Below are 26,723 nucleotides of genomic sequence, written 5' to 3' on the forward strand. Positions count from 1 at the left end.
ACAGTGTTAACAAGGCCAATCATGCCATTTTACCTTGGTTCGGTGGGGATTTTAGGCCCCGTTTAAAAAATCTTAAAGCTGAATTGGATAATGTTTATGCACCAAAAGAATCCTCACGTTATAAAAAGTTTCTCGTTCAACGGGTTCAAACCAGAACCCCTCGAAAACCGAAGTGGCGTAACATATAAGCATACCCTTTGCGTTACATAAATTAAGTGACGGGTTAAGTGACCAGATTTCAACCATTTTCACCCTTCATTTTCGGAGTTCCACAAACCGTCGTTTGTGTGATGGCTGATTTTGGTCATTTTGGTGGGTTGATAACTTAACCCACTTTCGGCTGTTTTTCTTTTTCAAAAATCACACATCTAATCCAGATGATATCTGGTGTTTTACACAACAGCCTCCAACCCTTTGTGTTGAACCAGAGAAAGCAGCTTAAGAGATGATCCCATTGGGGTTTTGTCGCCTCTTTCCCATTTACTGACAATACTTGTTGAAACATTTAGATAATGGGCAAAAACGGCTTGGCTAACCTGTTCGCGATCACGTATAGCGCGAATCTCGCTAGGCGTTAAAGGATGAATGGGGGTTAAGCATGTATCGTCAAATGTGTTTAAGGTTTGCTTGCTCATAGCCCCAATGGAATGCAATGATTCAGCCGCCTCATGAATAGCAGCAAAAGCTTCACTTTTATATGCCTTGTTCATCGATCACAACCTCCACCAGTTCCCCGTTTTTAATTAATGCAGATAAATGATTTTCGGTTAAAGAAAACATATGAGTTGCCAGTTTCCTGAATGCCTCTTCTTCATTTTTTTGAATGTTGCTTTTGTCACTTTTTGAAAATCCATAAACAAAGAAAGTGCACTCACCGCGTTTTACCAAAAGGATTATCCTATATCCACCAGAAAGACCCCGACCAACTCGCGCAAGTCTTTGCTTAATAACGCCATTTCCAAGATCAGCATCAACAATCCCACTGTTCATACGCCTCACAGATTCAATAAGGGTGGAATCATCAATTTTATTTTTTCGTGTAAAACGCTCAAACCATGATGTTTTAAAAATACGCACAAGATCTAGAGTCAAGAAAACCATCTAAGGTTTAATATATAGCACTTAGTGCCATAGATCAAGGTCTAAGTTAACAACTTTTTGTTCGGCATGTATCCAGCTCATCACGTTACATTTTTGTATGCAATAATAACTATTATGGAAAATGGTGATTAAGCTGCCGGTGCTGCCGGTGCGTTTGCTGGATGCTCCGGGGTGATTGGTTGCTTTGGGGAGTCCTTTTGATCCATCATACTTTCCCCGGTTTTTTCCTGCTGTTTGCTTTGTATATCTGGTTTGCTGCTATCGGTTGCTTTTTTAGCATCTGTCTCGTCAGCTTCAACCCTCAACGTTACAAAACGTGGTTCACCTTTTAGATTGACCAACAAAAGAATGTTTTTCCTTTTCGCTTTTTTAGCATCCTCGATAATGTCCGCAAGATCTTTTGGTGTATTAATTTCCTTTTGGTTGGCTTCGACAATGATTTCCCCTTTGGCAAGACCGCTTTCTATGGCTGGACTGCTGGGATCAATTTTGGTCACCAGGACACCCTTTATTTCTGGTTTTTGCTCTTGTTTTTTCTTGAGATTTTCAGGAATCGGAGAGATCTGCATCCCCAAAACTTCCACGCTTTGGCTGCTTGGTGCATTGGGCTGCTTGGAATCGCTTTCAATCTTCCCTTTTTGAGGGGCCTCCTCGAATTCAGCGATTTTAACCTCGACACCAACTTCCTGTCCTTTGCGCCATACCTTTACTTTGCATGTTTTCCCCATTGGGGTTTCCCCAACAAGTCTGGACAAACGGTTGTTTTCGTTAATTGGCTTGCCATCGAATTCTATAACGACATCACCGCTAAGGATTCCCGCGGCATCAGCTGGGCCACCAGGTGTGACACTTCCGATAATGGCGCCCCTTGTTTTAATTCCCAGGCTTTCTGCCATTTCTTCTGTTAGGTGCTGGATCCTGACGCCAAGCCATCCTCGTTTTGTTCGTCCAAATTCAATCAGCTGATCAACGGTTGTTTTTGCAACGTTAGAGGGTATGGCAAATCCAATCCCAACATTTCCGCCACTTGGGGAGAAAATCGCTGTATTGATCCCGGTGACTTCGCCCTTTACATTAAGCAAACAACCGCCAGAGTTTCCCATGTTAATTGGGGCGCTATGCTGAATAAAATCGTCAACATAATTACTGATCGATCCCTTTGATTGGCCCACAAGTTCACGACCCTTGCCGGATATAATGCCGGCTGTTACAGTGCTGCCCAATCCAAATGGATTGCCAATGGCCAGTGCCCAATGCCCAACCTTTGTTGCGTCAGAATCACCCCAAGACAGCGCAGGTAGCTTTTTCATGTCTTTTGGCAGGTTTTTATTATCCACCCTTAAAACAGCAATGTCTGTTCGTTCATCATAGGCATGGACGGTTGCTTCGATTTCAGTTGTGTCTTTGTGTAGGAAAATGCTGATTTTTTTCGCGTCAGCGATGACATGATAATTGGTCACGATGAATGATTTTTGATCGTCAGAATAAATGACAAAGCCAGATCCCAATGATTGTACGCGGCGGGGCTTTTCCATTTGATCAAAAAATTCACGGAAAAATTCCTCGAACGGTGACCCTGGCGCAAACCGTGGCACATCCATGTTTTTATTGTCTTTGCTATCGATGATTTGCGTTGTTGCTACATTAACAACGGCTGGTAATGCCCCCTCGGCAACCTGAGCAAACCCGTTTGCAAGATCAGGGCAACCCACCACTGTGTTTTGTTTGGTGGCGCTTTGGGCATCCGGAGCCAGCATCGGCTCTGGTTTATTGCCGGCGACCCGTTCTGCAGCAGGTGTCGGCGCAGGTTGCCTGGGGGATGCAGCATAGGCACCGTTTAAAACAAAACTCAAAAGAAGCGCGGGCGTTGCTTTCTTCAGCATCATATTCGTAAACTCCATATTTTTTTATTACAGTATTCTTAATTATTGCTTGATTCTAAATTTTAGCGGATCCGAAAAGAAACTAAATAACTGGCTGTCCGTTGATAAAATCAAAGACGTGTCGCTGCCAAGAGATTCACGGTATGTTTCCATTGTGCGATAAAAGTTATAAAAATCAAGATCCTTGCCAAACGATTCTGTGGCTATTTTTATGGAGGCAGCATCCCCCTCGCCCCGGATCGTTTGTGATTTTTTATACGCCTCGGCCAAAAGAACTGTGCGATCCTTGTCCGCGCGTGACCGAACACCCTGGGCGATTTCGGCACCCTTTGCGCGGTTTTCCTTGGCAAATCGATCCAGTTCCGAATTCATCCTGGCAAAAACAGCATCCCTGTTTTCTGGGGGCAGCTCTGTTCGAATAATGCGGACATCAATAATGTCCAACCCCAATGGTTTCGCCATGGCCCGAACTTCTTCTTCTATGCTACGCATAATGGTCGATCGTTCTGCGCTCAATGTGGTTCGAAGCTCTGCCTTGCCCAATACGTTACGAACAGCACTGCTGATGACCGCCTCCAAGCGCATTTTGGCCCCAACTTCGGTTGCTGGCGCAACAGATTGGAAAAACAAAAGGGTATCGTTGATGCGGTAACGTGTATAGGTATCTACAATCAATCGCTTTTGATCAACTGTGGTGACCAGGATTGGTGGCAAATCATAATCTAGAACCCGCTTGTCGTAATAGGTAACGTCCTGAATAAAGGGGATCTTAAATTTTAATCCCGGCGTTGTATGAACAATTTTGGCTTCCCCGAATTGCAGGACCAAGGCTTGCTTTGTTTGATCAACTGTAAACACAGAAGCATTAAACAGAAAAAGACAAGCCAGGGCCACAATGATGGGCCCAAAAGAACGGATATTGCGGGTCATATTATTCGGCCCCTTTCTTGACGGCAGCGGATATTTTTCCTTGTTGTAGATTGAGGTACGGCACAATTCCGGATGATGTTTTTCCATCCACAATCGTTTTTTGCGCCCCCTTTAGAACCTGTTGCATCGTATCCAAATAGTACCGCCGTATTGTGACCTCAGGATTTAACCTATAGGATACAAGAATTGCATTGAACCGAGCTGCCTCGCCTTCTGCCTGGGCAATCACCTGTTGGCGATAGGCCTCTGATTCTTGGGCAATTTTTTCGGCTTCTCCACGGGCACGGGGTAAAATATCATTGCGGTATGCCTCTGCCTCGTTCCGCAAACGATCCGCATCAACCAATGACGCCTGCATATCATTAAATGCCTGAACTACTTGTACGGGTGGTTCAACACGCTGCAGCTGGACGCTGACAATTTGAACGCCCATTTTGTATGTGTCTAGGATTTTCTGTAACAAAGCTTGGGCATTTGTTCCGATCAATTCACGACCCTTGGTTAGGGCTAAAGTGGCGGTTGTTTGCCCCAGTGTTTCCCGGATAGAACTTTCCGCAGCGACACGGATTGTGGCCTCTGGGTCCCGTGCTGTAAATAAAAACTCCGCGACATCCTTTATTTTCCACAAGACGGTATAGTTCGTGTGAACCATATTTTCATCACCCGTCAGGATCAGATTCTGTTCTGCGGCTTCGCCACTTGTTGCCTTTTGGGTTTCTGATTTATATCCACTATCAATTTTATTAAGAATTGTTACTTTTTTTACCATTTCGACTTCGATTGGCGCTGGCAACCGGTATTGTAACCCTGGGGGTGAAATGCGAACCATTTCCCCAAACCTTAGGACGACAGCGACTTCGCCTTCTTGGACCCGATAAAAACCAGATGATAGCCATGCCCCAAGGGACACAACCGCCACAATAATGACCAACAGAACGGGGGAGATATCTGGGCGACCACTTCCGCCGCCGCTACCGCCACCGCTGCCTTTTGGAAACGCCCCCGTTTTTAAAAATTCCTGCATTTTGTCAAGAAGATCATCAATTGGATTTCCGCTATTATGTCCACTGTTTTGGGTTGGTCTTTTATCAAAGATATGTGTCACGTTGTCATCACCTGATCCCTTTTTGCTCGCTGAATCCCTGGATTTTTTTGATGTGGCATTAGTTTTCTTTGGCTGATCGCCCGCTCCTGACAGCCAGGGATTATCCATCGCCGGATCATCATTGTTGTCTTGATCATTTTTTAGCATATATAATCCTTTGGCAGGCTTTTGGGAATAATTTTATCACTATACAGCATGATCCCGTCACACTCAATGGAATGCATGATGGTATTTTAATCATTTGACGAGAATCGCAGACGATGGAAAGTCCACGTCGTTTGTTTTTAATTCCGACCATAGCCGTTTGTAAAATTCTGATATGAAAACTTTGGTTGGATCGGGAATGATCTTAATAGAAGCTGAAATATTGACACCCCATTCCGTAAAGCGATTAACGCCTGATACAACAAGGGGCCCTTGGATATACGAGCTAAATCGTGAGTCTTGCTGGAAGGAGTCAAAAACTGTCTGAAGGGCTGATTGGACCTTATCCATATCGGCCTCAAAGGCAACCATAAACTGGATATCAGCATAATTATAGTCACGTGATTTGTTCGTGACATAGGTGACTTCTGAAAATGGAATCGTTTGTAATTCCCCTGTACCATGACGCAAATGAACACACCGAAGCGAAATTGATTCCACGGTCCCGGTGAAATTATTGATCGTTATGACGTCACCAACGGCCATGTTACCCTCGAGCAGGGTCATGACACCATTGATAAGATCCTTGACCAATGTTTGTGATCCGATACTGATTGCCAAACCCAGAACGCTAAAACTATAAATAATTGGCATGATGTTGATGTTGAGTTCGCTTAGGATTAAAAGCGTACCCAAGACGATCAGGATCCAATGAATACATGACCGAGCAATAGGCACAACCGTTTTGAACAGCGCCATCGTATCATTTTTTCGCAAGTTGATCTTTCCAATAACCGATGTATTGTTCGCATAGGATTCAATAACGTGGTTGAGGATTCGCCAAAAAATAGCAAAAATCAAAAGAATAACGCCAATTCTAAACAACGACAAACCGGTTGAAATAATGCTGTCCTTTGACACTAATTCGCGAATGTTCCACAGTTGATGTACGCCCATTGATCGGGGGAGGATTTTATCCGCATTGTCACCAATGACTTTTTTTAATTCACCAAGAAGATTATCTCTTTTTTCTGGATCCTGCAGAGCCTCGATCATTTTGTTGGTTTCTGCTGTCCCCAAGACAGAGGAAGCCTTATTCGCCACAGATGGATGACTTGATTTAATATTGTCTGCAGTAGCTGTTGCAACAAGCGCATCCTTTACGGTGGCATGAAAATCACCCGCATAAAGAGAGGAAGCAGAACAGATTAAAAAAACAAAAAATAGGGCGAGTTTTCTCGACATTTTTTTATCCAATATTCTTTTCAACAAGATCTATCTCCTTTGTGTTTAGTTCTTTGTCTTGCACAGACAGCACATCCCATCCGCCGCCTAATGCCTTGTAAACATTAATCATATTAACCGATCGACTGCAAACACCATTAAGATAATCTTGTTTGCTTGTTAAATACATAATTTTTAACGGGGCAATATCCAAAGAATCGCTTAATCCTGACTTATTGCGATCAAGGCTAAGTTTATACGCAAGTTCATTACTGTCCATGGCCGTCTTTAAAAAATGTAGATTTTGATCCCCGCTGGCAAAGTTGGTCAGGGCATTCTCAACATCATGGAGGGCAGTTAGGATGGCTTTTTTGAATGAAATAAATGCCTGATCCCTGACGGCGTACTGCGCATCCACTGCTGCTTGTAATTTACCAAAATCAAAAATGGGCAAACTTATGCTTGGTCCAACAGACCAGCCGATGCTTTTATTGGTTAAAAGATTTGATGAATGGGCACTTGTCCAATTATAGCCCCCCGTTAACGAAAACGTTGGAAGCAAATTCCCGGTCGCAACGCCAATAGTGGCTGTCTCACTGGCTAATTGCCGTTCGGCTGATCGAATATCTGGGCGATTCAACAAAAGGCCCGCTGGCAAGTTGCTGAAAATAACGGGATCAGCCTGGGGAATATCTGTCGGCGCTCCCAATAAAGCCGTAAAAAATCCAGGGCCCCTGCCCAATAAGAAACAAATTTGATTGATCGTTACTTTGATTATGGCTTCGAGGGTTGGTATTCGGGCCATCATTTGGTTATAGGATGTCTCGGCACTAAGCAGATCTATGTCTGTTGCGTACCCAGAAATCTCGAGCCCCTTTCTAAGGGCAATATAATCCGCCCAAGCATCGGCCATTTCCCGCATTATTTGTAATTGCTGCTGATAGTTTCTAAGCTTTATGTAGTTTTGCGAAACATCCCCCAGCAGCGCCAAGATGACTGAACGACCGTCGTCGATGGCAGATTCAAATTTGGCCCCTGCTGACTCTTCTGCCCTTTGGAGTCGTCCGAACAAATCCAATTCCCATGTTGCGGCAAATTTACCAGCATAGAGATTACTCTGACGTGAACCGATGGCACTGGATGAAATATTTTTGCTGTTTTGACTTTTCGTAACAGACCCCAATCCAGTTAAAGTTGGAAACAAATTGGCCGTGCTTGCATCAATGGTGGTTCTGGCTTGACGTATTTTTGCCAAAGCGGTTTCCACATCCAAATTGGTCTTGACCGATTCCTGAATTAATTGATCCAGGATGGGATCACGAAAATTTTTCCACCAGGCAATGTCCTTAAGGGGCGTTGTTGTAGGAATCAGACTGCTGTTTTCTTGCCAACTATCATTCGCTGTAATATTTGGTTGCTCGTAATCCGGCCCCACCATACATCCATTAAGCAGGGCACTCAACGAAGCCATATAACAAAAAGTCTTTTTCATGTTATTTCACCAACTGACTGATAAATGGCGCCGTATCAGAAACCTCGATAAAAACATCCACCTGCTGTCCCACATAAACATTGGGTTTGTCGTTGTTAAACTTGTAAATCACCTGGAAAACACGCACGTCAACTCGTTCCGATGAATCACCCGTTAAGGATGTTTTTGGCAGAACATAGGGTTCAATCCGATCAAAGGCCAAATCAAATTTAATTTTCGTATTTCCCCGAATATAGGCAATCCCCCGCGCCCCCTTTTGATACCGCCAGGCTTCGTTTTCATCAATGTCAATACGGACCTGTAATTGACCAACTTTACCCAATAACAATAACGAAGGATTCTTTTGTTGATTCAGCGCATATTCCCCGGGGCTGATATTGACTTGCAACACATCAGCATCAATCGGGGCGCGGATTGTCAGGGCATCAAGATTGACCTTGGATGTTTGAAATTGGGCCTCAGCAACTTTTAATGCTTCTTGGGCAGTGACATAACCCGCTTGATCGATGGAATATTGATTTTCCCGACTTAGATAATCATCCCGACTTATGGCCCGTTTATCGGTGATTTTTTTAGCAATTTCGTATTTGGTTTTAGAGCTGGTCATTACGGCTTCGGCTTGTTTCAGGGCTGCCTTTGACTGATCAACCTGGCTTTGTTTCAGGGCTAAATCTGCCTTGGCTTGGCTTTGATCCAACGTAAACAAAGGATCTCCCACTTTAACTTTTGTGCCAACATCGACCACATCCTTGACAATGCCACTAACAAGGCAACCGATATTAATGTTGTTGGAACTGGCCTCTATGATCCCTTCCCCCGCAATAAAGTTTTGAAAAACTGACGCTGGTGGTTGTGTGATGGGTATTCCGGCTGGAACATTGCGCGATGTTAAGAACACCAAATGAATCATACCCAAAAATCCCAGGGCAGCAAAAATACCCAAAACTGTATGTAGGTTAAGGGGAATTTTTTTAAGAGCTACCTTAGCTGTTTCCACTGTGCTTAACATGTCCATCCTCCATTTCGGCAATACGATCAGCAAAATCGAAAATGCGGTTATCATGTGTTACCACGATAAGCGTGCGATTATTTTGTATCGTTAGTTTCTTTAATATCATCATGATGTTGCGCCCATTAATGCCATCAAGGGCGCTGGTGGGTTCATCACAAACAATCAGGTGCGGGTCATGTACGATCGCCCGCGCAATTGCCACACGTTGTTGTTGCCCACCTGACAGCTGATTTGGGGCATAATGCGCCCGATCGGACAGTCCGACCTGGTCCAAAACATCGATAGCTTTGGCTGTTGCTTCCTTGACCGATACACCATTAATAATCAGGGGAACCCCAACATTTTCCGCAACCGTTAGCGTTGGGATTAGGTTGTATTGCTGAAAAACGAAACCAATGTATTTTGATCGAAAAAGAAGTCGCTCTGGTTCGGTTAATTTGGCAAGATTCCGCCCAAAAACAGTGCAGTCGCCCCCATCGTAATCCAAAATACCAGCCACAACCGAAATCAGTGTCGTTTTGCCACACCCCGATGGGCCAGCAAGAATGACCAATTCCCCTGTGTTGACCACAAAATCTGATTTATTCAGGGCCATTACCACATGGTCGCCGGTGCGATAGGTTTTAACAACCTGTTGGCATTTTACGGCAATATCGATCTTTTCCATCATCACCCCTTGAACACGATGGCGGCTTCGAGTTTTAGGACTTTTCTGATGCTAAGGAATGCTGCAAACATGCAGATAACAGCAACGCCAATAATGCTAAAGACCATCATTTGCCAGGGGCACTTAAACGCCAAAAGCGTATGCGATTGCGAAACCCAATAAAATAAATAGGTAACGCATGTGCCAAGCCCATAACCCATCGTTCCAACCACAAGTGCCTGCAAAAGAATCATCGAAGCAAGAGTTTTCTGGCTGGTCCCCATTGCTTTCAATACGCCAAAATAGCGTAAATTTTCTTGTGTAAAATTATAGAATGTTTGTCCAGCAATGGCTGCCCCCACAAAAAACCCCAGAATAACAGTTGTTCCAAAATTAATGGGGATCCCGGTAAACTTTAGATAATAGTTCAGCGTTAGATCCATAAACTCATCCTTGGTATAGGCATTCATCCCCGTATTTTCTTTGATACGTGTCGTTAGTTGATGCAAATCCTGACCGGCCTTTGCCTTTACCAAGACATAACTCATGACATTACGTTGTGGTGGTATAAAACTGGTCGCCCGCTTGAACGTTGAATAAATAATGGGCATCGACTGAAATGTTGCATTTGTTTCGACAATGCCCACAACGACTGCGTGATGGTCGTTTAGCTCGAGCGTATCCCCAACTTTTAAGGGTCGCTTAGGTCCACCAGGATAAGCGGGGGGCGATGCCAGTTTGTCAATCGCGCCATCTTTGTTGACTATAATGCTGTTGGCAATACGCAAATCTTCTAGTTTGCCATCAAGTAGTCTCCCTGGACCCCCAATCAATGTGGCATCATCAATCCCAATAATATTGCAGGTTTGAAAGTGTCCATTGGGAAGCCGCGCCAATATGTTGCCCTTGTACAAAGGACGCGCCCATTCTACCCCTTCGATGCTGGCCACACGATAGAGCCGCGCACTGGGCAACGGTGTCACGTCATCAATGTATTTGACCTGAGGATCCATCACCCAAATATCGGGTGAGCTGATATCCGAAATAAAACTATAGGCCCGCGACATAATGCCCAAGAACACCCCCGGTTGTTGCGTCATAATAAGGGCTGCAAATGAAATACCCAAGATGATTCCAAGGTACTTTCCTTTATCACCTATTAACATTTTTAGCGCTATATAATACAAGGAATAACCGGATTATTCTATTAGTCTTAATTCAGTTATAAACGAAACGTATTAAGAAACCGTGAAGATCCCGGCGAAATTGTGTTCCCTTGATATTCCGCCAAAAGTGGGCTACTTTGTTTTAATTGATTATTAGTAATTTATGTGCAGGATTATTGAATGGGTTTTAATTGTGGTATTGTTGGTCTTCCTAATGTGGGGAAATCGACGCTTTTTAATGCGTTAACAGCAACAGCGGCGGCTGAGGCGGCGAATTATCCGTTTTGCACAATTGAACCCAATGTTGGGCGTGTGGGCGTTCCCGATGATCGCCTGAGCCAGGTCGCCGGTATTGCTAAATCGGCGAAAATTATTCCAACTCAGCTGGAGATTGTTGATATCGCAGGTCTTGTTCGTGGGGCAAGCAAGGGCGAAGGGCTGGGTAACCAATTCCTGGGTCATATTCGATCGACCGATGCCATTATCCATGTATTGCGATGCTTTGAGGATGATGATATTACGCATGTGGATGGTACCATTGATCCGTTGCGCGACCTAACCACCATTGAAACCGAATTGATGTTGGCTGACATGGAAAGTTTGGAACGCCGTCTTCCCTCTCTTGAAAAACGGGCAAAAAGCGGCGATGCAGAAGCAAAAGCCCTGATCCCCCTTATTCAACCCATATTGGCGGCGTTGATCGCCGGAAAGCCTGCCAAATCTGTATCCATTGCAAAGGATGATTTACCCCTTTATCATCAACTGCAATTGTTGACCAGCAAGCCAATCTTATATGCGTGCAATGTGTCAGAGGCCGAGGCCGCCACCGGAAACGCCAGCACACAAAAGGTTTTTGATTACGCACGTCAACAAGGGACATCGGCTGTGGTTATTTCTGCTGCTATTGAATCAGAGGTTGCATCCCTAACGTCTGCTGACGAACAACAGGAATTTTTGGAAAGTCTTGGGTTAAAAGAAACCGGCCTAAAACAAATCATCCGTGCAGGATACCAATTATTAAATCTGCTAACCTTTTTTACGGTAGGCCCAAAAGAAGCCCGCGCGTGGACCATTCACCAGGGGGCAAAAGCACCCATGGGCGCCGGCGTTATTCATACGGATTTTGAAAAAGGGTTTATCTGTGCGGAAACGATCAGCTTTCCCGATTATGTGACTTGTAATGGGGAGGCAGGTGCTAAGGTTTCCGGAAAGCTTCGACTAGAAGGTCGCGAATACATGATTCAAGATGGGGACATTTTTCATTTTCGCTTTAATGTGTAGGTTTGTGACAGCCGGCATTACAACATATTCCTATGCCCCTCCCCGATCATTTTCCAAGGAGAAACACCCAATTGTCATCCCGCGATCAAGCCCGAGGATGACAATTGTGGGAAATAATCCGCAGCGGATACATTCAACGGAACCTCTATATAATCCTAACCAAAACTTGCTCATGCAGGCCGTTATACGCAACGTATTCATAACGAATATTATTGTTTTTAACAAAATCTTGAAAGGCTCTGTACTCGTATCCCTCCCACCTGGGAAAATTAAAATACTCATCAAACAAAATTAATGTCCCTGGTTTTATATAGTCTTTCAAAAAATCAAGCACCGTTTTTGTTGACGAATAAAGTTCGCAGTCGATGTGAATAAACGCAATCGGTCGATTTGATGGCTTGATGTGCTGTTCAATGAATTTTGGCAGGGAATCGTCAAACATCCCTTTATGAAGTTCCGCGTTGGCAATTAGCGATGGAAATGTATTATTCCGTAAATACCCAAATGTTCCCTTGGGGAATCCTTCCCGCCAATCCTCTGGTAACCCCCTTAAAGAATCAAATGTATGTACGGTATTTTTGGGGGATAGCGCTGCCATAAAGTTAGCTGGTTTTCCAAGCTTTGTTCCAAACTCGAGCAAGAATCCGTTTCCTAATTTTGCGGCTTCCTCTGCCGCATATTTCATGATATCGGCATCACTTGTAAAAACCTTGGCATTGATCATCTCGTTCTGTGCATAGGCAAGTGCAGTCGGATTCCCCTCGATGGGCTTGTTGCGTGTATTAAAATGCAATACTTGCTGTCCCTTTTCTGATGGTGCATTGACGGGCGGCATTTTTATAACCATGCCCCAAAGGCGAAAATTGTTCACTTCTTCATCTGATGTTGGTGGGGGCGGTGCGGGGCAAGGCTCAGATGCCGGCGTTGTTGCCATAGCAAATTTCGAAATTATGATTAATAAGCTGAAAATACTATATAAACGCTTCATTCCAACCTCTTTTATACGATAATGGCTTTTCTCTATTAAAAGGTGATACCCTATTTATCACCAGAAAGTATACCAAAATTGACATTCTAATCAAGGGAATAAGATGATCATTTTCGCATGGATGTTATTGCGCCAAAATAGCAGCAAACACAAAGATAAAATTGACAACGGCCCAATCAAACGGTATAGTTCACCCATATGATCCAGTCTGTGGCGGAGTAGCTCAGCTGGTTAGAGCAGCGGAATCATAATCCGCGTGTCGGGGGTTCGAGTCCCTTCTCCGCTACCAAAAATGTCTTGCAATCAGTCTTAAGGTCAAATCAGTGAAAATCAATGGAAACACAATTCGTGTAGGCAACGTTCTAGAACACGAGGGGAAACTTTGGGTCGCCGTTAAAACCCAGCATGTGCAGCCCGGAAAAGGTGGTGCTTATATGCAGGTAGAGATGAAAAATCTCATGGATGGCACAAAAACCAACGAACGGTTCAGATCTTCCGAGGGCGTAGAACGTGTTTTCTTGGATGCGTTGCCGTATCAGTTTTTGTACGAAGAAGGTGACTTTTTGGTCTTTATGGATCAGCAAACCTTTGATCAAATTTCTCTGCCAAAAGATTTCGTGGGCGAAGCAGCTGCTTTCTTGCAAGATGGAATGATTGTTGATATTTCTTCATACGAAGAAAAACCCGTTAGCATTCGCTTGCCCGATACGGTTGTTTTGACAGTCACAGAAGCCGACCCTGTTGTTAAGGGGCAAACGGCGACGTCATCCTATAAGCCGGCCATGCTTGAAAATGGTATTCGTGTGATGGTGCCGCCCCACATCGACAGTGGCATGCGCATAGTTGTGAATACGGCTGATTCTACATACGTAGAACGGTCTAAAGATTAATAAAATTTAAGGGTGATTTAAGTGTCAGGTGCACGGATGGCTGCTCGTTCAGCCGTAATGAATGTTATGGTTGCGGCTGTTGAAAAGGCGGCGCGTGGGCTGGTTCGGGATTTTGGAGAGGTTGAAAACCTACAGGTATCCAAAAAAGGACCTGGTGACTTTGTGTCGACAGCTGACAAAAAGTCCGAAAGTATCTTGATTAGCGAGCTATCCAGGGCACGGCCAGGGTATTCATTTTTGACCGAGGAATCAGGTGAAATCCCCGGGGACGATAAAGACCACCGCTGGATCATTGATCCATTGGATGGAACAACAAATTTCCTGCATGGAATTCCCCATTTCGCTATCGTTGTTGCTCTGGAACGCCAAAAAGAAATTATTGCCAGTGTTACGTATGACCCCATTAAAGATGAACTTTTTGTGGCTGAAAAAGGAAAAGGGGCATTTTTAAATCGCAGACGTCTGCGGGTTTCTGGACGTCGGAACCTGGAGGATGCCGTTGTTGGTATTCCGATTCCCTGCATCAGACGAAGCCTTGATGGAACAAACAATGTGGGTCTTTTTCAACGACGGATGGAAAAAATTTCACCGCTCGTTTCAGGATTTAGACGAATGGGCGCGGCAGCCCTGGATTTGGCTTATGTTGCATCGGGACGCCTTGATGTATTTTTCGAAGATACCCTTTCGCCATGGGATATGGCGGCTGGTATTCTTTTGGTCAAGGAAGCCGGTGGATACGTCACAGAGATTTCAGGCGGTCGCAATATGCTGAATTCCGGAAGTATTCTTGCCACCAACGAAGACCTTCATGCGGTATTCCAAAAAACGCTGAGCGCTATTGTTTAATCTACGCTGAAATACGGCCATCACCCCCGGGTTTACCGGAGGTGGTTATTGCGCTTAACGCCGCTATTATTTCTTTTCAGGCAATTCACCAACATAGATTCCCATGCTTTCGGCTGTCCGTGCCATTGTGCCATTCGGGTCAACCTCCTGGTTATACTGAACGACGTCGGAAATGGCGACATCGACCACCTGACAATTTTGCCAAGAAACCATTCTGCCCATTTTATTTTGGGCAACCAAATCCACTGCCGCCACGCCAAATGCCGTTGCCAGCGCACGATCACGCGCATTGGGTTGACCGCCTCGTTGAACGTGTCCAACAACATTGACGCGCGTTTCCATGCCGGTGGCTTCGTGAATTTTTTCGGCTATATAATGCCCGATTCCGCTATACCGCGGCAACCCATTGGCATTCTGTATGCTTGATACTTCGCCGTCTTCTTTTTTCACTGATTCCGCAACAACGACAAGGGCAAAATCGCGCCCCGTTTCCCGTATAGAGTTAATTGTTTGATAAATAGAACTCAGCTTATAGGGAATTTCAGGAACCAGGATAATGTCCGCACCGCCAGCGATACCAGATTCCAGGGCGATATGCCCGGCATCCCGCCCCATGACTTCAGAAATCATGATGCGTTGATGGCTTGCCGCGGTGGGCTGAAGCCGATCAAGGGCTTCTGTTGCTATGTCCAGTGCTGTTGAATACCCAATGGCGACCTCTGTGTTCGAAACGTCATTATCAATTGTCTTTGGGATGAAAACAAGGTTCAAGTCCCCCTGCTCTGCCAATTGATGTAAAATTCTAAGGCTGCCATCGCCACCAATACCAATCAGTGCATCCAATCCTAATTCATGGTAACCATTGATGATTTCCTGCGAACGGTTGCTTTTGGTTCCGTCGGCGTTGGGGAAAATAAATGGGTCATCCCTGTTGGTGCTGCCCAAAAGTGTCCCGCCACTTCTAAGGACGCTGTGATCGCAAAATTCCACCGTTAATTCTTTGTATTCAAGGGGGCGCGTCAGCAATCCCGTTGTGCCTTTGCGGATGCCAAAAATCTTCCATCCATAATTTTTGATGGCATGATGTGTGACGGCACGGATAGCCGCATTGAGACCGGCGCAATCCCCGCCACTTGTTAATAGGCCAATTCGTTTTGTCATTAGGGGTTTCCCTTGTCGTTTTAATATCTTCCTTTAAGAGTAGCCATATATTGCCTTCTTGTACAGATGGGCAATCAAATTCTTTTTATGCAAAACGACTTCAAAATTTACTTTCTATTAACCTTTTTTTGTTAGATTTCCAATAATGCTGTTTCGTGTGAAATTGTGCTGTAGTATTAAATTTTTCTAGAAAAGGTCTTTACTGTATGTTCAAATTATTGGTAACAAAGTCGTTGTTCTGTTTTGTCGTTATACTGATTCTTTTCCAGCAGGGAACTTGTTCGGAAATTTTTGAAAAGTCCGAAAATCCCCTGTTTGACCAAACAAAAATTGCCTTTACATCGGGAATGATTCGGACAAGCGCGCAGGTGGTGGAACATCCGTTGGCCGTTATCATGACGCAATTACAAAAAAGCGGACCTCAGTCTTCCCTGAAAAATCTTACGAAATTTTATGCGAAAGTCCCACACGAACTTTATCGTGGTTTTATTCCCGCGTGCGGTACGTTTGCAATTAACAATATCTATCGATTTCCAATTATGTATATGCTGCCGTCTGTCCTTCCGGAATCGGTTTCGAAGATTGGTACGGTGGCTTCGTTGGCGGCCGTGGACACAATGGTTATGTTGCCCCTGAACGCAATGACAACGAAAATGATTACAGGTGGCCTTAATATGAGAGAAACCCTGTCACCCGATCTTTTCCATGGATTTTCAACGGTTTACGCACGTCAGTTTGCTGCCTGGGGGACTTTCATCCCGGCGTATTATTATTTCAAGGGGGTTGCACAGGATCTTAATCCAGATGGCCTGGGTTTTGGATCTTTCCTGGGCATCGGAAGTGGTATCGGAACATGTTATACGGCTGCAGTTTTGCCATTTGATAAAACCAGAACGCGGATCCTGCAAAAGGGGGCGATCGACAAAAGCTTTGTGATGGCGGCCAAACGCATCATTGCAGAGGAGGGATGGAGAGGATTCTATACGGGGTGGCGCGTTGATTTGCCAAAGGCAATTCTATTCAATACATTTCATACGCTTGCTTTACATCGAACAGACATGATTTTAAAAGAAAAAGGGTATCGTTGAGTTGTTGATTTGGGTATGCTTGTATGCATGACTGTTCCTGTAATAACATCACCGATTTTGTCGGTATTGTCCCATGTTCACCACGCTTTCTTTACAAGACAAGGCGGGACGAGTCAGGGTGCCTTTGATTCCCTGAACACAGGTCATTACAAGGGTGATGATGTTGAGGCTGTGGAGGAAAATCGTCGCAGGATTTGTTACAAATTCGGGCTGGATCGGGATTGTCTACGCTTGTTACGCCAGGAACATACCGATATTGTCCATGTTACGGGGATGCATTCGACTGGAATACCAACGGGGGATGGCCATGTTGCAACTGTGTCAGGTGTATTGCTCGGTATTCAAACGGCCGATTGCGTGCCCCTTTTGTTTGCGGATCGCAACCGACCCATTATCGGGGCCGTCCATGCAGGGTGGAGAGGTGCCGTGGGTGGTGTTATTGAAAACACGATAAAAACCATGGTTGATCAGGGCAGTATCGTCAAAGACATCGTGGTGGCAATTGGCCCCTGTATTTGGCAAGATTCGTACGAGGTTAGCGCCGATTTCTACGAAGCCCTAAAAGATCATGCTGAATTTTTTAAACCTGGAAAGCGCGTCGGGCATTATCAATTTGATTTGCCTGGCTATGTGTCCAATCGGTTGAGATTGGCCGGGGTTGAATCGATATGTCCGTCCCCCGCAGACACGTTTGCGAACGAAGACCGATTTTTCAGCTTTCGCCGAAAGACATTGCGTCAGGACGCGCATTTTGGGTGTCAAGTGGCAGTGATTGCAATTAAGGATTAGGGATAACCCGAGTTCGACGTAAGTATCCCCAAAAACCTCGTGTTTTCAAGGACAATCCTGGGTTGCTTCGTCGCTTATGCTCCTCGCAATGACGTCTTTGCGCGGAGGGCGAAGCCCGACAAAGCAATCCAGGTCTTAGAACACCAGTTTTGATAAGGTTTTTACGTTGAATTAGCGCTTTACTAATTGTGTGGGTGTGGGATTTTTTAATGCCGCTGTTTGTCCTGAGCAAACGCAAACGACCACGCCCTCTGAAAAGAGAGGTGGTCGGGAAGAGAGGATTCGAACCTCCGACATCCTGCTCCCAAAGCAGGCGCGCTACCAGGCTGCGCTACTTCCCGTCTTCATTATGTATACAAGAAACTGACCCATAAGCCAAGACTTCTTTTACATTTTGGATATGTTTTCTTTACGGACACCTTTCTGGCAAGGGCGCAGGCACCCCCAACCATGGCAAAAACGGATCGTGGTACGGCAAAATAAACTGCCGCGCAGGGCTGGTGGCGATCCCTGCCCCACCCTCGTCACATACCCAAGGGTCTGCCTGCTTTTCCGATTCCGGCGAATCCAGGGAATATAATTGATCCTGAAATGAATTTGCCATATGACGCAGCTGCCTGACCCATCGACCAAGAGTCCCAAGGACCACAGGAAGCTCCTTTGGTCCCAACAAAACAAGGGCCACAACGGCAATCAACAAATATTCGGTCCAAGCCAGATCTAACATTTTTATTCCGTTTGCTATATAGTCAACAAAAAGAATACACAAAAAGGGTCACCAATGTCACCATTTCGTTCAGAATTCCTTAGCATATGTAAGGAACGCGGCTTTATTCACCAGGGTACCGATATGGATGCACTGGATCAGCTTCTCCACAAAGAATGCATCACGGCCTATCTTGGGTTCGATGCGACCGCGACCAGCCTGCATGTTGGCAGCCTAGTCTGCATCATGTGGCTAAGGTGGCTGCAAAAAACGGGGCATAAACCGATCGTTCTGATGGGGGGCGCCACCAGCAAGATTGGTGATCCAACGGGCAAGGATGCCGAACGGAAATTCCTAAGCGATGACGATATTCAAACGAATATCACGGGAATTGCCCAAACGTTTGGGCAATTCCTTGATTTCAACGATTCGCCAACGGGTGCCGTTATGGTGAATAATGCCGATTGGATTGCGGGCCTCAATTACATCGATTTTCTGCGGGATTATGGCCGCCATTTTTCGATCAACCGTATGTTGACGTTTGACAGCGTGCGGCTTAGGCTTGAACGGGAACAATCGCTCAGTTTCCTTGAATTCAATTACATGATTGTGCAGGCCTATGATTTTCTGGAACTAAGCCGTCATCGTAATTGTCAGCTTCAGCTGGGTGGATCAGACCAATGGGGGAACATCATCAATGGGGTGGAGCTTGTAAAACGTGCAGACAATCGCCAGGTTTATGGTCTGACGACGCCGTTAATCACAACATCCAGCGGGGCCAAAATGGGCAAAACATCCAGCGGCGCTGTTTGGTTGAATAAAGATTTATTACCATCCTATGATTATTGGCAATTTTGGCGGAATACAGATGACAAGGATGTTGGTCGATATTTGCGTCTGTTCACAGAAATCCCGATGGATGAAATCGAGCGATTGGAAAAATTAGAGGGCGCAGAATTAAACCATGCTAAAAAAATCTTGGCCGATCACGCAACGGCCCTGGCCCGGGGAGTGGATGATTTGCCGGCAATTCACGAAACCATCGCACGGTTGTTTGAGGGGAACGCAGGCAGCCTGGATCAGTTACCCAAAATTGTTTTGTCGATGCAGGATCTGCCCGTGTTTATCGATGATTTGTTCGTTCGTGCGGGTTTGTGCAACAGCAAGGGGGAAGCGCGTCGTTTGATTCAGGGGGGCGGTGCACGCCTGGATGACCAACCAATTACAGATGTCAGAATGTTACTAGATTCAGTGTGGTTTCAAAATGCTTCCCAAGTCAAAATTTCAGCTGGTCGAAAGAAACATGTCGTGATTTGCGTGGAGTAATGGACAAAGATTGTGTGGTGGGCCCGGTAGGACTCGAACCTACGACAACGCCGTTATGAGCGGCGGGTTCTAACCAACTGAACTACAGGCCCACACAAGTAGTATTTAGGCATAAAATGACCCAAATCGTCAACAGGATTTATACCAAAGGTGAATGGAAATGTTGATTTTAGATTGGATATACTAATCTTGGTGACAAAAATGTTGATGACTGGTTTAGGAAATCAAGGACGCAGGAAATAACGACATGAGCAAAATTATATTTTTAAATAGCCATAGACCTTCCAGAGGAACATTAATCATTCACGCCCCCAAAAACAATCTGATGTTTCTTTCCCCAATTCTGTCCCTATTATTCACCCTGCTTTATCTGGCAGGATGTTCATCCACGTCATCAGACCGTACACGGGTCACGGGTGTTTGTAAATCCTGCAAACCCTACTTTGTTCGGGGTTCTTGGCATTTTCCCCAGGAACACTATGACTATGACGAGGAAGGTCTGGCATCCTGGTACGGACCCGAATGCCATGGAAAGCCAAAAGCGTACGGCGAACCGTTTGATCAGCATGCACTGACGGCGGCGCACAAAACTCTCCCCCTCCCCACGATCGTGCGGGTGACCAACCTGGACAATGGGCGATCCGTTAAGGTGCTTGTTGATGATCGGGGTCCCTATGTTTATGCAGGTAGAATCATCGATTTGTCCGTAGCATCGGCAAAAGCCATCGGGACCTATAACAAGGGGGTGGCGCGTGTTCGGGTAACAGCCCTGGTCGAGGAAAGCAAAGCGTTTTCCAACTATTTAGCCAAGCTTGGAACCAAATCAGGACGCGATCCAAGTGGCCGAACCTGGTTGCAGGTTTACAATCAAGAAATCGATGGAAATACCTTTTCTGACGCAGCAACAACGTTGGCCGCCGATCCATCCCGGCAATCGACACCCATTATTTATCCGCCCATTGATTCGATATTGGGCCAGACCCCCATAACGTATCCCGCAAAGAAATCTGCGGCGCCAAAGCCAGAGACCACGATGGACAACCTGGTTCAAAAGCTCGAAATAGAAAAGGCACCCAAACCAGTCCAGCAAAAAATATCGTCTATATTTATTGATGTGGGCGGACAGTTCACACAAGAAGCCAACGCACAAAAACTATCCAACGAAATCCGTGTCCTGGGGAAAACCAAAATCATGCAAACCACACATCCCCAAGGGCAAAAGTTTTATAGTGTCAGGATGGGCCCATTTGATACAACACAAAAAGCCAAAGCTGCAGTCAAAGATTTGACCGACGCAGGGCAAGCAAAAGCAACCATTGTTCAGGGATGATTATTTAATGAAACTTAACCTAACATCTTTAGAAAGTGCCGTTTTTCAGCTTGGACAAAGTCTGAATTATTATAATTCTGATATAGCCGAAAAAGACGAAGGAATCAAAAAACAATTTTGCATGGCATCCATTCAAGCCTTTGAATATACATATGAATTGTGCCACAAAATGTTAAAACGATACTTGGAAATGACAGAACCAAATTCAGAATCCATTGATTTTATGACGTTTCCAGAACTCATCCGAACGGGATCAGAAAAAGGACTTTTAAAAAGTGATTGGGGGCAATGGAAGCAATACAGAGACATACGAAACATAACCAGCCATACATATGATAATTCAAAGGCAAATATTGCAATTGGCTTTATCCCTGATTTTTTAGTGGAGGCAAAATTTCTTCTTGGAAAATTAAAAGACAAATCCAGCATGCCTGCCGCCATTAATGTTAACGAAAAGCATGCCAAAATCGTTACAGAAATTTTAAAGAAATTCCTTCCGACAGAAGTTTCCGTGTGGGTATTTGGATCGCGAACCCAAAACACAACGAAACAATTTTCTGATTTGGATCTGGCTATTGATTGTCATCAAAAACCATTGGGGATTGATGTTTTGTCAGATTTGCGAAACGCGTTTGATGAATCTCTTTTGCCCTATAAGGTTGATCTGGTCGATATGAACGCTACGGGCCCAGAATTTCTAGACATCATTAACGAAAAGAAAATTTTGTGGGATCTGGGGGATCAGATCAATTGCAGTTTGTCTTGACCAAGGGTTTTCTTAACATGCCTGCCGTTCACACAATCCCCGCTGGCACGTGCTTTGTCAAAGCCTTGGCGAAATGGCTGCTGCAAACATATGAATCACCGGAGGATCTAGCCCGAACCCTTGTCCTGTTGCCGACGCAGCGTGCAATTTTGGAACTGGGGGATGCGCTTCGGGGTTGCCTTGCCCCTGGGCAGTGCTTGCTCCTCCCCCAGATGGTTGCCATTCCAGATATAGAATCCGAAAACCCCTTTTTAGTACCAGAAATTGACCGGCTTCCCCCAGCGATTCCATCGTGGCAACGTCTTGGGCTTATGATGCATCTTGTTGTTAAAAATATACCGGGATGCAAATCGAGCCGAGCGTTAAAATTGGCGCAATCGTTAATTCGGCTCATTGATGACACACACACGGCGGGTGTTGATCTGGCGACAATTGCAGCCTTTGGGGACAGACATGACGGCCTTAAAATTGTTACTGACCATTGGCCCAAAGCCTTGGATGGGTTGGGATATATGGATCGAAAAGCCCGCACGCATCAGTCATTATTGGCGCTGGCGAATCATTGGCGAAATACCCCGCCGTCACATCCCATCATTATGGCAGATCCTCTGGTTATGCCTGCCTTGGTAACCCTTGGTAAAACAATTTTAGATCTCCCCAAAGGAAGGATTATCGCACAAGGGGATGACCTGGAGATCCTGCAAACTTTGGACCCCAAGGCTGCTCCCCATTATGAGAGGATCGAATGCGCAACAATGGCCGAGGAAGCTCGAACAATCGCCCTGATTATGCGCTATCACCTACACACAACAACGGGGGTCATCGCCCTTGTTACGCCCAATCAGTCTTTGCGTCAGCGGGTCGAAAGTGAATTGACTAACTTCGGGTTGGTTGCCTCTCCCTCTGGCGGGCACCCCTTGGAAAAATCTGTGGTGGGGCGATTTTTAATGGCTGTCTGTCAGTTTTGGGAACAGCAAAGCGCTGCCGGTTTATTGGCAATCTTGAAACACCCCTTGTGTTTTTCATCTAATGCCGAACAAAGGTATCGTCACATCAATAATACACGCAGTCTTGATAAACAATTTCTACGGGCACAACCGTTTGATTTGGCTGCGCTAAAAGGTTTATTACAACCGAACTTAGCCGAATGGTTTGGGGAAATTCAGTCGATATTACAACCTATGATTGAATTTAAAAGCTCCACCCTCAGGCAATTACTTGAAACACATCAAGCCGCATGCCTTGCCTTAACGGGTGATGCAACGGAATCCAGCCCCTTGTGGGGTAGTTCTGACGGTACGACAGCCAAAGAATTTTTTGATACCCTGCTGGAACATGCCTATACATTTCCAGAGATCCTCCCCCGGTTGTATACGGCATTTTTTGCCAACCTAATCCAACAGGCGCCGCCAATTCATGACCGCACAGATGCAGAGCCTCGCCTTAAAATCTTGGAACCGTCAGATGTCAGCTTTAGTATGGCGGAGGTTATTATCCTGGGTGGCCTCAACGAAAATAGTTGGCCACCAGCCCTTGATATGGATCCCTGGTTGAATTCTGCTCAACGGAAATACCTGGGTCTGTCGACTCCTGAACAGCGTTTACAACGATCCAAATATGAATTTTGCAGCGGGTTTTATGCTCCGCATTTGTTTTTAACGCGATCCCAAACAGACAATGGATCCGGTGCCTTGCCCAGTCGGTGGTGGCTGCACCTTGGGGCCGTTGAAAAAAAGAACCCCCACCTGTTTCAGGATAAAAAAAATATCCCTTGGAAGCTGTGGGCGCAAAATTTGGAACGGACATCGCCTCCCATTAAAATTGACCCCCCTCAGCCCCGCCCCCCTGTGAACGCACGACCTCGCAAATTTTCCGCAACCGAGGTGGAGCGGCTGATGCGCGATCCGTACGCCATTTATGCGAAACGGTGCCTTTTACTGTTTCCATTGCAGGATCTTGATCGCGAACCAACGGCGGCGGAACGGGGGCAAATCATCCATTACATGCTGGATCTTTGCATAAAAGATTCTCATGACAAGGCATCGTTATTGCGATTGGCTGAACCGTATTTCGGGCGAAATGCGATTACAAAAACATTCTGGTGGCATCGGTTTGGGCAAATTGTCGATTGGTTTGTGGCAGAAATGCAGCAGGATACAGGGATGACTTATCTGACCGAACAAAAGGGGTCCGTCGACTTTACAATTGATGATCATGCCTTTACCCTGTCGGCCATCGCGGATCGATTGGATATTATGAATAACAGGTGTCAGAGAATCGTTGATTACAAAACCGGTTATGCGCCAACCCTTCGCGACATAGAACAGGGATATGCGGCACAATTTGCGGTTGAATCTTTTATCGCATCCAGGGATGGCTTTGGCCCCTATGGCCCCCCTCAGGAAATTGGTATTTGGCAACTAAAGGGGGGGGATCCGGCCGGTAAAATCACGACGCTTGCCGTTGGGGATGATTTTTTAAATAGTGCCGAGGCTGGTCTTAAAACCCTGCTGAAAACATTCTTAAACCCTGATGTTCCCTATCTTGCCTGCCCTGATCCTGACAAATCGCCAGCATTCAATGATTATGCGCATTTGGAACGAATTTCGGAGTGGAAGCAATAATAATTGCATCCCATTAACGATTTATTAGTAAATTCACCCTATTCTAAAGTCAGTAGAAAATATTTTATTGTCGATGGAAAAGGGATAAAAAATGAAGAAATTATTGATTGGTACGGCATTTAGCACCGTTATTATGTCTGGTTTTTTAATGACAGAGGGTGCGGCAAGCGAAAAACTAGAAAAAAGAATTCGCGAAAACAAAGACCAGTCAGCAAAGATTGAGCAAACGGTTGATGCTGATTATGTTGATCTTGGCGGATTGCTTTCTCAGTATGAAAGCGCACAGAAAAACTTTCGTGTGACATGGGCCGTTGGCCGTGCGGCGCAGGCCGAAGTTGACAAAACACAACAAGCATATGTTTTGGCTTTTATTGATGGCATTAACAGCGGAAAGAGCATTAAATTTGATGGCATGTCTGATGCTGATATAAAAATCATCAAAGATTTAACAAAAGATATTGAAATCAAGCGCCTTGCCCTGAGCCGTTCCCAGGAAAATAAAGCAAAAATGGAATCAAATCTTGCGCGAATAAAAGCGGATCTTGAACGAAACAAGGAAAAGCTTGAAAAGCAAGACCAGGAAATGATGGACATAGTAACAAATGTTCCTGCCGTTCAAAATGATGAAGAGCAAGAAAAAGAACTTGCAAGCAACGAAGCTGACATTGTTGAGCTAACGAAAAAAATAGAAAAAAAAGAAGGCGAGGTCAGAAACCTCAAAGCACAGATTGAAAAATCAAAGGCCATGGGAAAGATTGGAAAGCCTTTAGCGGCCAAAGCGAATGACGATATCATTCAAGCAAATGCAGGCATAGCCGTATGTGCAGAAAAAAGAAACGAGATACGCGCCAAGATTGAACAAATCAAGGATGCAATTGCGTCACGTCATGAGTTAGAGGCAAACTTAGCAAATGCAGACATGGCTGAAACTTTGGCAAAGCTGATGAAAGAACGTAACAAAACCCATGGATACATTGTGCAAGGCGAAAATGGACTGCCGAAATTGGAAAAAGCCATTGCTGCTAAGATGACAGAAACAATCGCCCTGCAAGCAGCAATTGATAAGGATGTACAAGTGTTAAAAGATAAGCAGTTTGATGTTGCTAGTTCTAGTATGCTTGGCGAAGAAAAAAGCCTTGCTCTGAAAGCGGCACAAAAAAAAGGCATAGAACTGTTAAATTCGGGTAAAAAAGGCGGTGCACACGCTGACGAGGCTGCCGTTTCGAAAGACGGGTTAGAGGATGTATTTACAGAACCGTTGTTAAGCAGGCCCTCCTCTGTTTCGTCATTTGACGAACGCGATGTATCAGCACAAGATACGGATGCAGATTCGGACACCGATAGCTCTCCGCCAACACCGGCAAGCAGTCGCGCATCATCACCGGTCAATCTGCTCGATCATCATGCTATGAGGCCAATCCAAAAAAAAGCACCAACCAGACCATCGGTATCTGCGGATCAAGACCTAACATCAGCAGCGGTGAGCTAAAACCCAGCAAGATCGCAACGGGCATCTGCGGGTCAAGATGATTCTATCGCCACCCTGTTAACCCTTTTTTTTGAAGGGGAACAATCAGGGTGGTGGATGTTTTTTCAAAAACTGATCTGAAGATGGTGTATGATGCGTGATCAGGCAGTCACCGATCAACAAAGAAAAAATGTCACAAAAAATTGCTGTTGTTCTGTTTAATTTAGGGGGGCCCGATAGCCTGGATGCTGTTCGGCCCTTTTTGTTCAACCTGTTCAATGACCGGGCGATTCTGTCGTATCCGCAACCCTTTCGCTGGATTTTGGCGCGGGTAATCTCTGCGGTTCGTCATAACAAAGCAAGGAAAATTTACCAGATTTTGGGTGGAAAATCCCCCCTGCTTGAAAATACACTGGCCCAGGCCACAGCGCTTGAGGATTACTTACACCAAATTGATTCCGCCAGCACGTATAAAATTTTTATCGCCATGCGGTATTGGCATCCCTTTACCGCCGATGCTGTGCAAGATGTCTGGGATTTTGATCCTGACAAAATAATTTTGCTACCCCTGTACCCTCAATTTTCCAGAACAACGACCGAATCATCGTTGACAGAATGGACCAAGCAAGCAAAAAAACAAGGATTGAAAACCCCAACCTGTTCCGTGCCATTTTATTATAATAATGATGTGTTTATTAAGGCCCACTCAGACAGCATTTTACCCGTCTATCAAAATGCATTGGCATTCGGGGCCCCG

24 protein-coding genes and 3 tRNA genes are annotated in these 26,723 nt (G+C 45.3%); 12 read left to right on the forward strand and 15 right to left on the reverse strand.

The annotated features are described in order from the left end of the window. Positions 1 to 392 precede the first annotated feature (392 nt). The 10 genes from NTX76_00470 to NTX76_00515 all read right to left on the reverse strand — a co-directional run bounded on the left by NTX76_00470 (position 393) and on the right by NTX76_00515 (position 10,703). Positions 393 to 710, reverse strand: a complete 318-nt coding sequence (locus NTX76_00470) for a DNA-binding transcriptional regulator (GenBank protein ID MCX7337746.1) — start codon at positions 708 to 710, stop codon at positions 393 to 395. Next, positions 694 to 1,092, reverse strand: coding sequence for a type II toxin-antitoxin system RelE/ParE family toxin (locus NTX76_00475; GenBank protein ID MCX7337747.1), 399 nt, complete (start codon positions 1,090 to 1,092; stop codon positions 694 to 696). Before NTX76_00475 ends, NTX76_00470 begins: the two co-directional genes overlap by 17 nt. Positions 1,093 to 1,229: 137 nt before the next feature. After that, complete coding sequence (locus NTX76_00480) at positions 1,230 to 2,987, reverse strand: Do family serine endopeptidase (protein ID MCX7337748.1); 1,758 nt, start codon at positions 2,985 to 2,987, stop codon at positions 1,230 to 1,232. A gap of 39 nt (positions 2,988 to 3,026) precedes the next feature. Next, complete coding sequence (locus tag NTX76_00485; protein ID MCX7337749.1) at positions 3,027 to 3,914, reverse strand: protease modulator HflC; 888 nt, start codon at positions 3,912 to 3,914, stop codon at positions 3,027 to 3,029. Between the two features lies 1 nt (position 3,915). Continuing rightward, positions 3,916 to 5,166, reverse strand: coding sequence for an FtsH protease activity modulator HflK (hflK, locus tag NTX76_00490; protein ID MCX7337750.1), 1,251 nt, complete (start codon positions 5,164 to 5,166; stop codon positions 3,916 to 3,918). A gap of 90 nt (positions 5,167 to 5,256) precedes the next feature. Further along, on the reverse strand, positions 5,257 to 6,408 hold the full coding sequence (locus NTX76_00495) for a mechanosensitive ion channel (protein ID MCX7337751.1): 1,152 nt from the start codon (positions 6,406 to 6,408) through the stop codon (positions 5,257 to 5,259). Positions 6,409 to 6,412: 4 nt separating this feature from the next. Then, positions 6,413 to 7,879, reverse strand: a complete 1,467-nt coding sequence (locus tag NTX76_00500; protein MCX7337752.1) for an efflux transporter outer membrane subunit — start codon at positions 7,877 to 7,879, stop codon at positions 6,413 to 6,415. A 1-nt stretch (position 7,880) separates the two neighbouring features. Beyond that, positions 7,881 to 8,888: a secretion protein HlyD gene (locus NTX76_00505; GenBank protein ID MCX7337753.1), complete on the reverse strand. Its 1,008-nt coding sequence runs from the start codon at positions 8,886 to 8,888 to the stop codon at positions 7,881 to 7,883. Further along, entirely contained in the window at positions 8,863 to 9,561 is a 699-nt protein-coding gene (locus NTX76_00510) for an ABC transporter ATP-binding protein (GenBank protein ID MCX7337754.1), read from the reverse strand. Before NTX76_00510 ends, NTX76_00505 begins: the two co-directional genes overlap by 26 nt. Beyond that, positions 9,561 to 10,703, reverse strand: coding sequence for an ABC transporter permease (locus NTX76_00515; GenBank protein MCX7337755.1), 1,143 nt, complete (start codon positions 10,701 to 10,703; stop codon positions 9,561 to 9,563). The genes NTX76_00510 and NTX76_00515 overlap by 1 nt, the downstream gene beginning before the upstream one ends. Before the next feature lie 180 nt (positions 10,704 to 10,883). Here NTX76_00515 and ychF point away from each other — a divergent pair, with 180 nt between their 5' ends. Next, positions 10,884 to 11,984 (forward strand): redox-regulated ATPase YchF, encoded by a 1,101-nt coding sequence (gene ychF, locus NTX76_00520; protein ID MCX7337756.1) that lies wholly within the window; start codon positions 10,884 to 10,886, stop codon positions 11,982 to 11,984. Between the two features lie 145 nt (positions 11,985 to 12,129). Here the strand turns inward: ychF and NTX76_00525 are convergent, their stop codons facing one another. Beyond that, complete coding sequence (locus NTX76_00525) at positions 12,130 to 12,972, reverse strand: class I SAM-dependent methyltransferase (protein MCX7337757.1); 843 nt, start codon at positions 12,970 to 12,972, stop codon at positions 12,130 to 12,132. Positions 12,973 to 13,184: 212 nt separating this feature from the next. Here NTX76_00525 and NTX76_00530 point away from each other — a divergent pair. The 3 genes from NTX76_00530 (at position 13,185) to NTX76_00540 (ending at position 14,708) form a co-directional block, all read left to right on the forward strand. Next, positions 13,185 to 13,261 (forward strand) — tRNA-Met (locus tag NTX76_00530). A 34-nt stretch (positions 13,262 to 13,295) separates the two neighbouring features. Further along, positions 13,296 to 13,862, forward strand: a complete 567-nt coding sequence (efp, locus tag NTX76_00535) for an elongation factor P (protein ID MCX7337758.1) — start codon at positions 13,296 to 13,298, stop codon at positions 13,860 to 13,862. Positions 13,863 to 13,898: 36 nt separating this feature from the next. Continuing rightward, on the forward strand, positions 13,899 to 14,708 hold the full coding sequence (locus NTX76_00540; GenBank protein ID MCX7337759.1) for an inositol monophosphatase family protein: 810 nt from the start codon (positions 13,899 to 13,901) through the stop codon (positions 14,706 to 14,708). A 66-nt stretch (positions 14,709 to 14,774) separates the two neighbouring features. Here NTX76_00540 and NTX76_00545 read toward each other — a convergent pair whose 3' ends face one another. Further along, positions 14,775 to 15,869: an ATP-dependent 6-phosphofructokinase gene (locus NTX76_00545; GenBank protein MCX7337760.1), complete on the reverse strand. Its 1,095-nt coding sequence runs from the start codon at positions 15,867 to 15,869 to the stop codon at positions 14,775 to 14,777. 206 nt (positions 15,870 to 16,075) lie between these two features. On the opposite strand from NTX76_00545, the gene NTX76_00550 reads away from it, so the two are divergent. Continuing rightward, positions 16,076 to 16,957 (forward strand): hypothetical protein, encoded by an 882-nt coding sequence (locus NTX76_00550; protein ID MCX7337761.1) that lies wholly within the window; start codon positions 16,076 to 16,078, stop codon positions 16,955 to 16,957. A 27-nt stretch (positions 16,958 to 16,984) separates the two neighbouring features. Beyond that, a complete protein-coding gene (gene pgeF, locus NTX76_00555; protein ID MCX7337762.1) occupies positions 16,985 to 17,746 on the forward strand; it encodes a peptidoglycan editing factor PgeF in 762 nt (253 codons plus the stop codon). A 264-nt stretch (positions 17,747 to 18,010) separates the two neighbouring features. Here the strand turns inward: pgeF and NTX76_00560 are convergent. Together NTX76_00560 and tatB are read right to left on the reverse strand one after the other, a co-directional pair. Further along, positions 18,011 to 18,087 (reverse strand) — tRNA-Pro (locus NTX76_00560). A gap of 68 nt (positions 18,088 to 18,155) precedes the next feature. Beyond that, the gene (tatB, locus tag NTX76_00565; protein MCX7337763.1) at positions 18,156 to 18,473 is read right to left on the reverse strand and encodes a Sec-independent protein translocase protein TatB; all 318 of its coding nucleotides are present in this window, start codon (positions 18,471 to 18,473) and stop codon (positions 18,156 to 18,158) included. Positions 18,474 to 18,527: 54 nt separating this feature from the next. Here tatB and tyrS point away from each other — a divergent pair, with 54 nt between their 5' ends. Then, positions 18,528 to 19,778 carry a tyrosine--tRNA ligase gene (tyrS, locus tag NTX76_00570; GenBank protein MCX7337764.1) on the forward strand — a complete coding sequence of 417 codons (1,251 nt, stop codon included), beginning with the start codon at positions 18,528 to 18,530 and terminating at the stop codon, positions 19,776 to 19,778. A 15-nt stretch (positions 19,779 to 19,793) separates the two neighbouring features. Here the strand turns inward: tyrS and NTX76_00575 are convergent. Further along, positions 19,794 to 19,870, reverse strand: a tRNA-Ile gene (locus tag NTX76_00575). Between the two features lie 155 nt (positions 19,871 to 20,025). On the opposite strand from NTX76_00575, the gene NTX76_00580 reads away from it, so the two are divergent. The 5 genes from NTX76_00580 to hemH form a co-directional block, all read left to right on the forward strand. Beyond that, complete coding sequence (locus NTX76_00580; GenBank protein ID MCX7337765.1) at positions 20,026 to 21,108, forward strand: septal ring lytic transglycosylase RlpA family protein; 1,083 nt, start codon at positions 20,026 to 20,028, stop codon at positions 21,106 to 21,108. Between the two features lie 7 nt (positions 21,109 to 21,115). Further along, on the forward strand, positions 21,116 to 21,874 hold the full coding sequence (locus NTX76_00585; protein ID MCX7337766.1) for an HI0074 family nucleotidyltransferase substrate-binding subunit: 759 nt from the start codon (positions 21,116 to 21,118) through the stop codon (positions 21,872 to 21,874). Positions 21,875 to 21,891: 17 nt separating this feature from the next. Continuing rightward, complete coding sequence (locus NTX76_00590; GenBank protein ID MCX7337767.1) at positions 21,892 to 24,498, forward strand: PD-(D/E)XK nuclease family protein; 2,607 nt, start codon at positions 21,892 to 21,894, stop codon at positions 24,496 to 24,498. Between the two features lie 91 nt (positions 24,499 to 24,589). Beyond that, positions 24,590 to 25,987, forward strand: coding sequence for a hypothetical protein (locus NTX76_00595; GenBank protein ID MCX7337768.1), 1,398 nt, complete (start codon positions 24,590 to 24,592; stop codon positions 25,985 to 25,987). Positions 25,988 to 26,123: 136 nt separating this feature from the next. Continuing rightward, a partial coding sequence (gene hemH / locus NTX76_00600; GenBank protein ID MCX7337769.1) for a ferrochelatase occupies positions 26,124 to 26,723 on the forward strand: 600 nt, incomplete at its 3' end.

It is taken from the genome of Alphaproteobacteria bacterium (assembly GCA_026400645.1).
Taxonomy (GTDB): Bacteria; Pseudomonadota; Alphaproteobacteria; order Paracaedibacterales; family CAIULA01; genus JAPLOP01.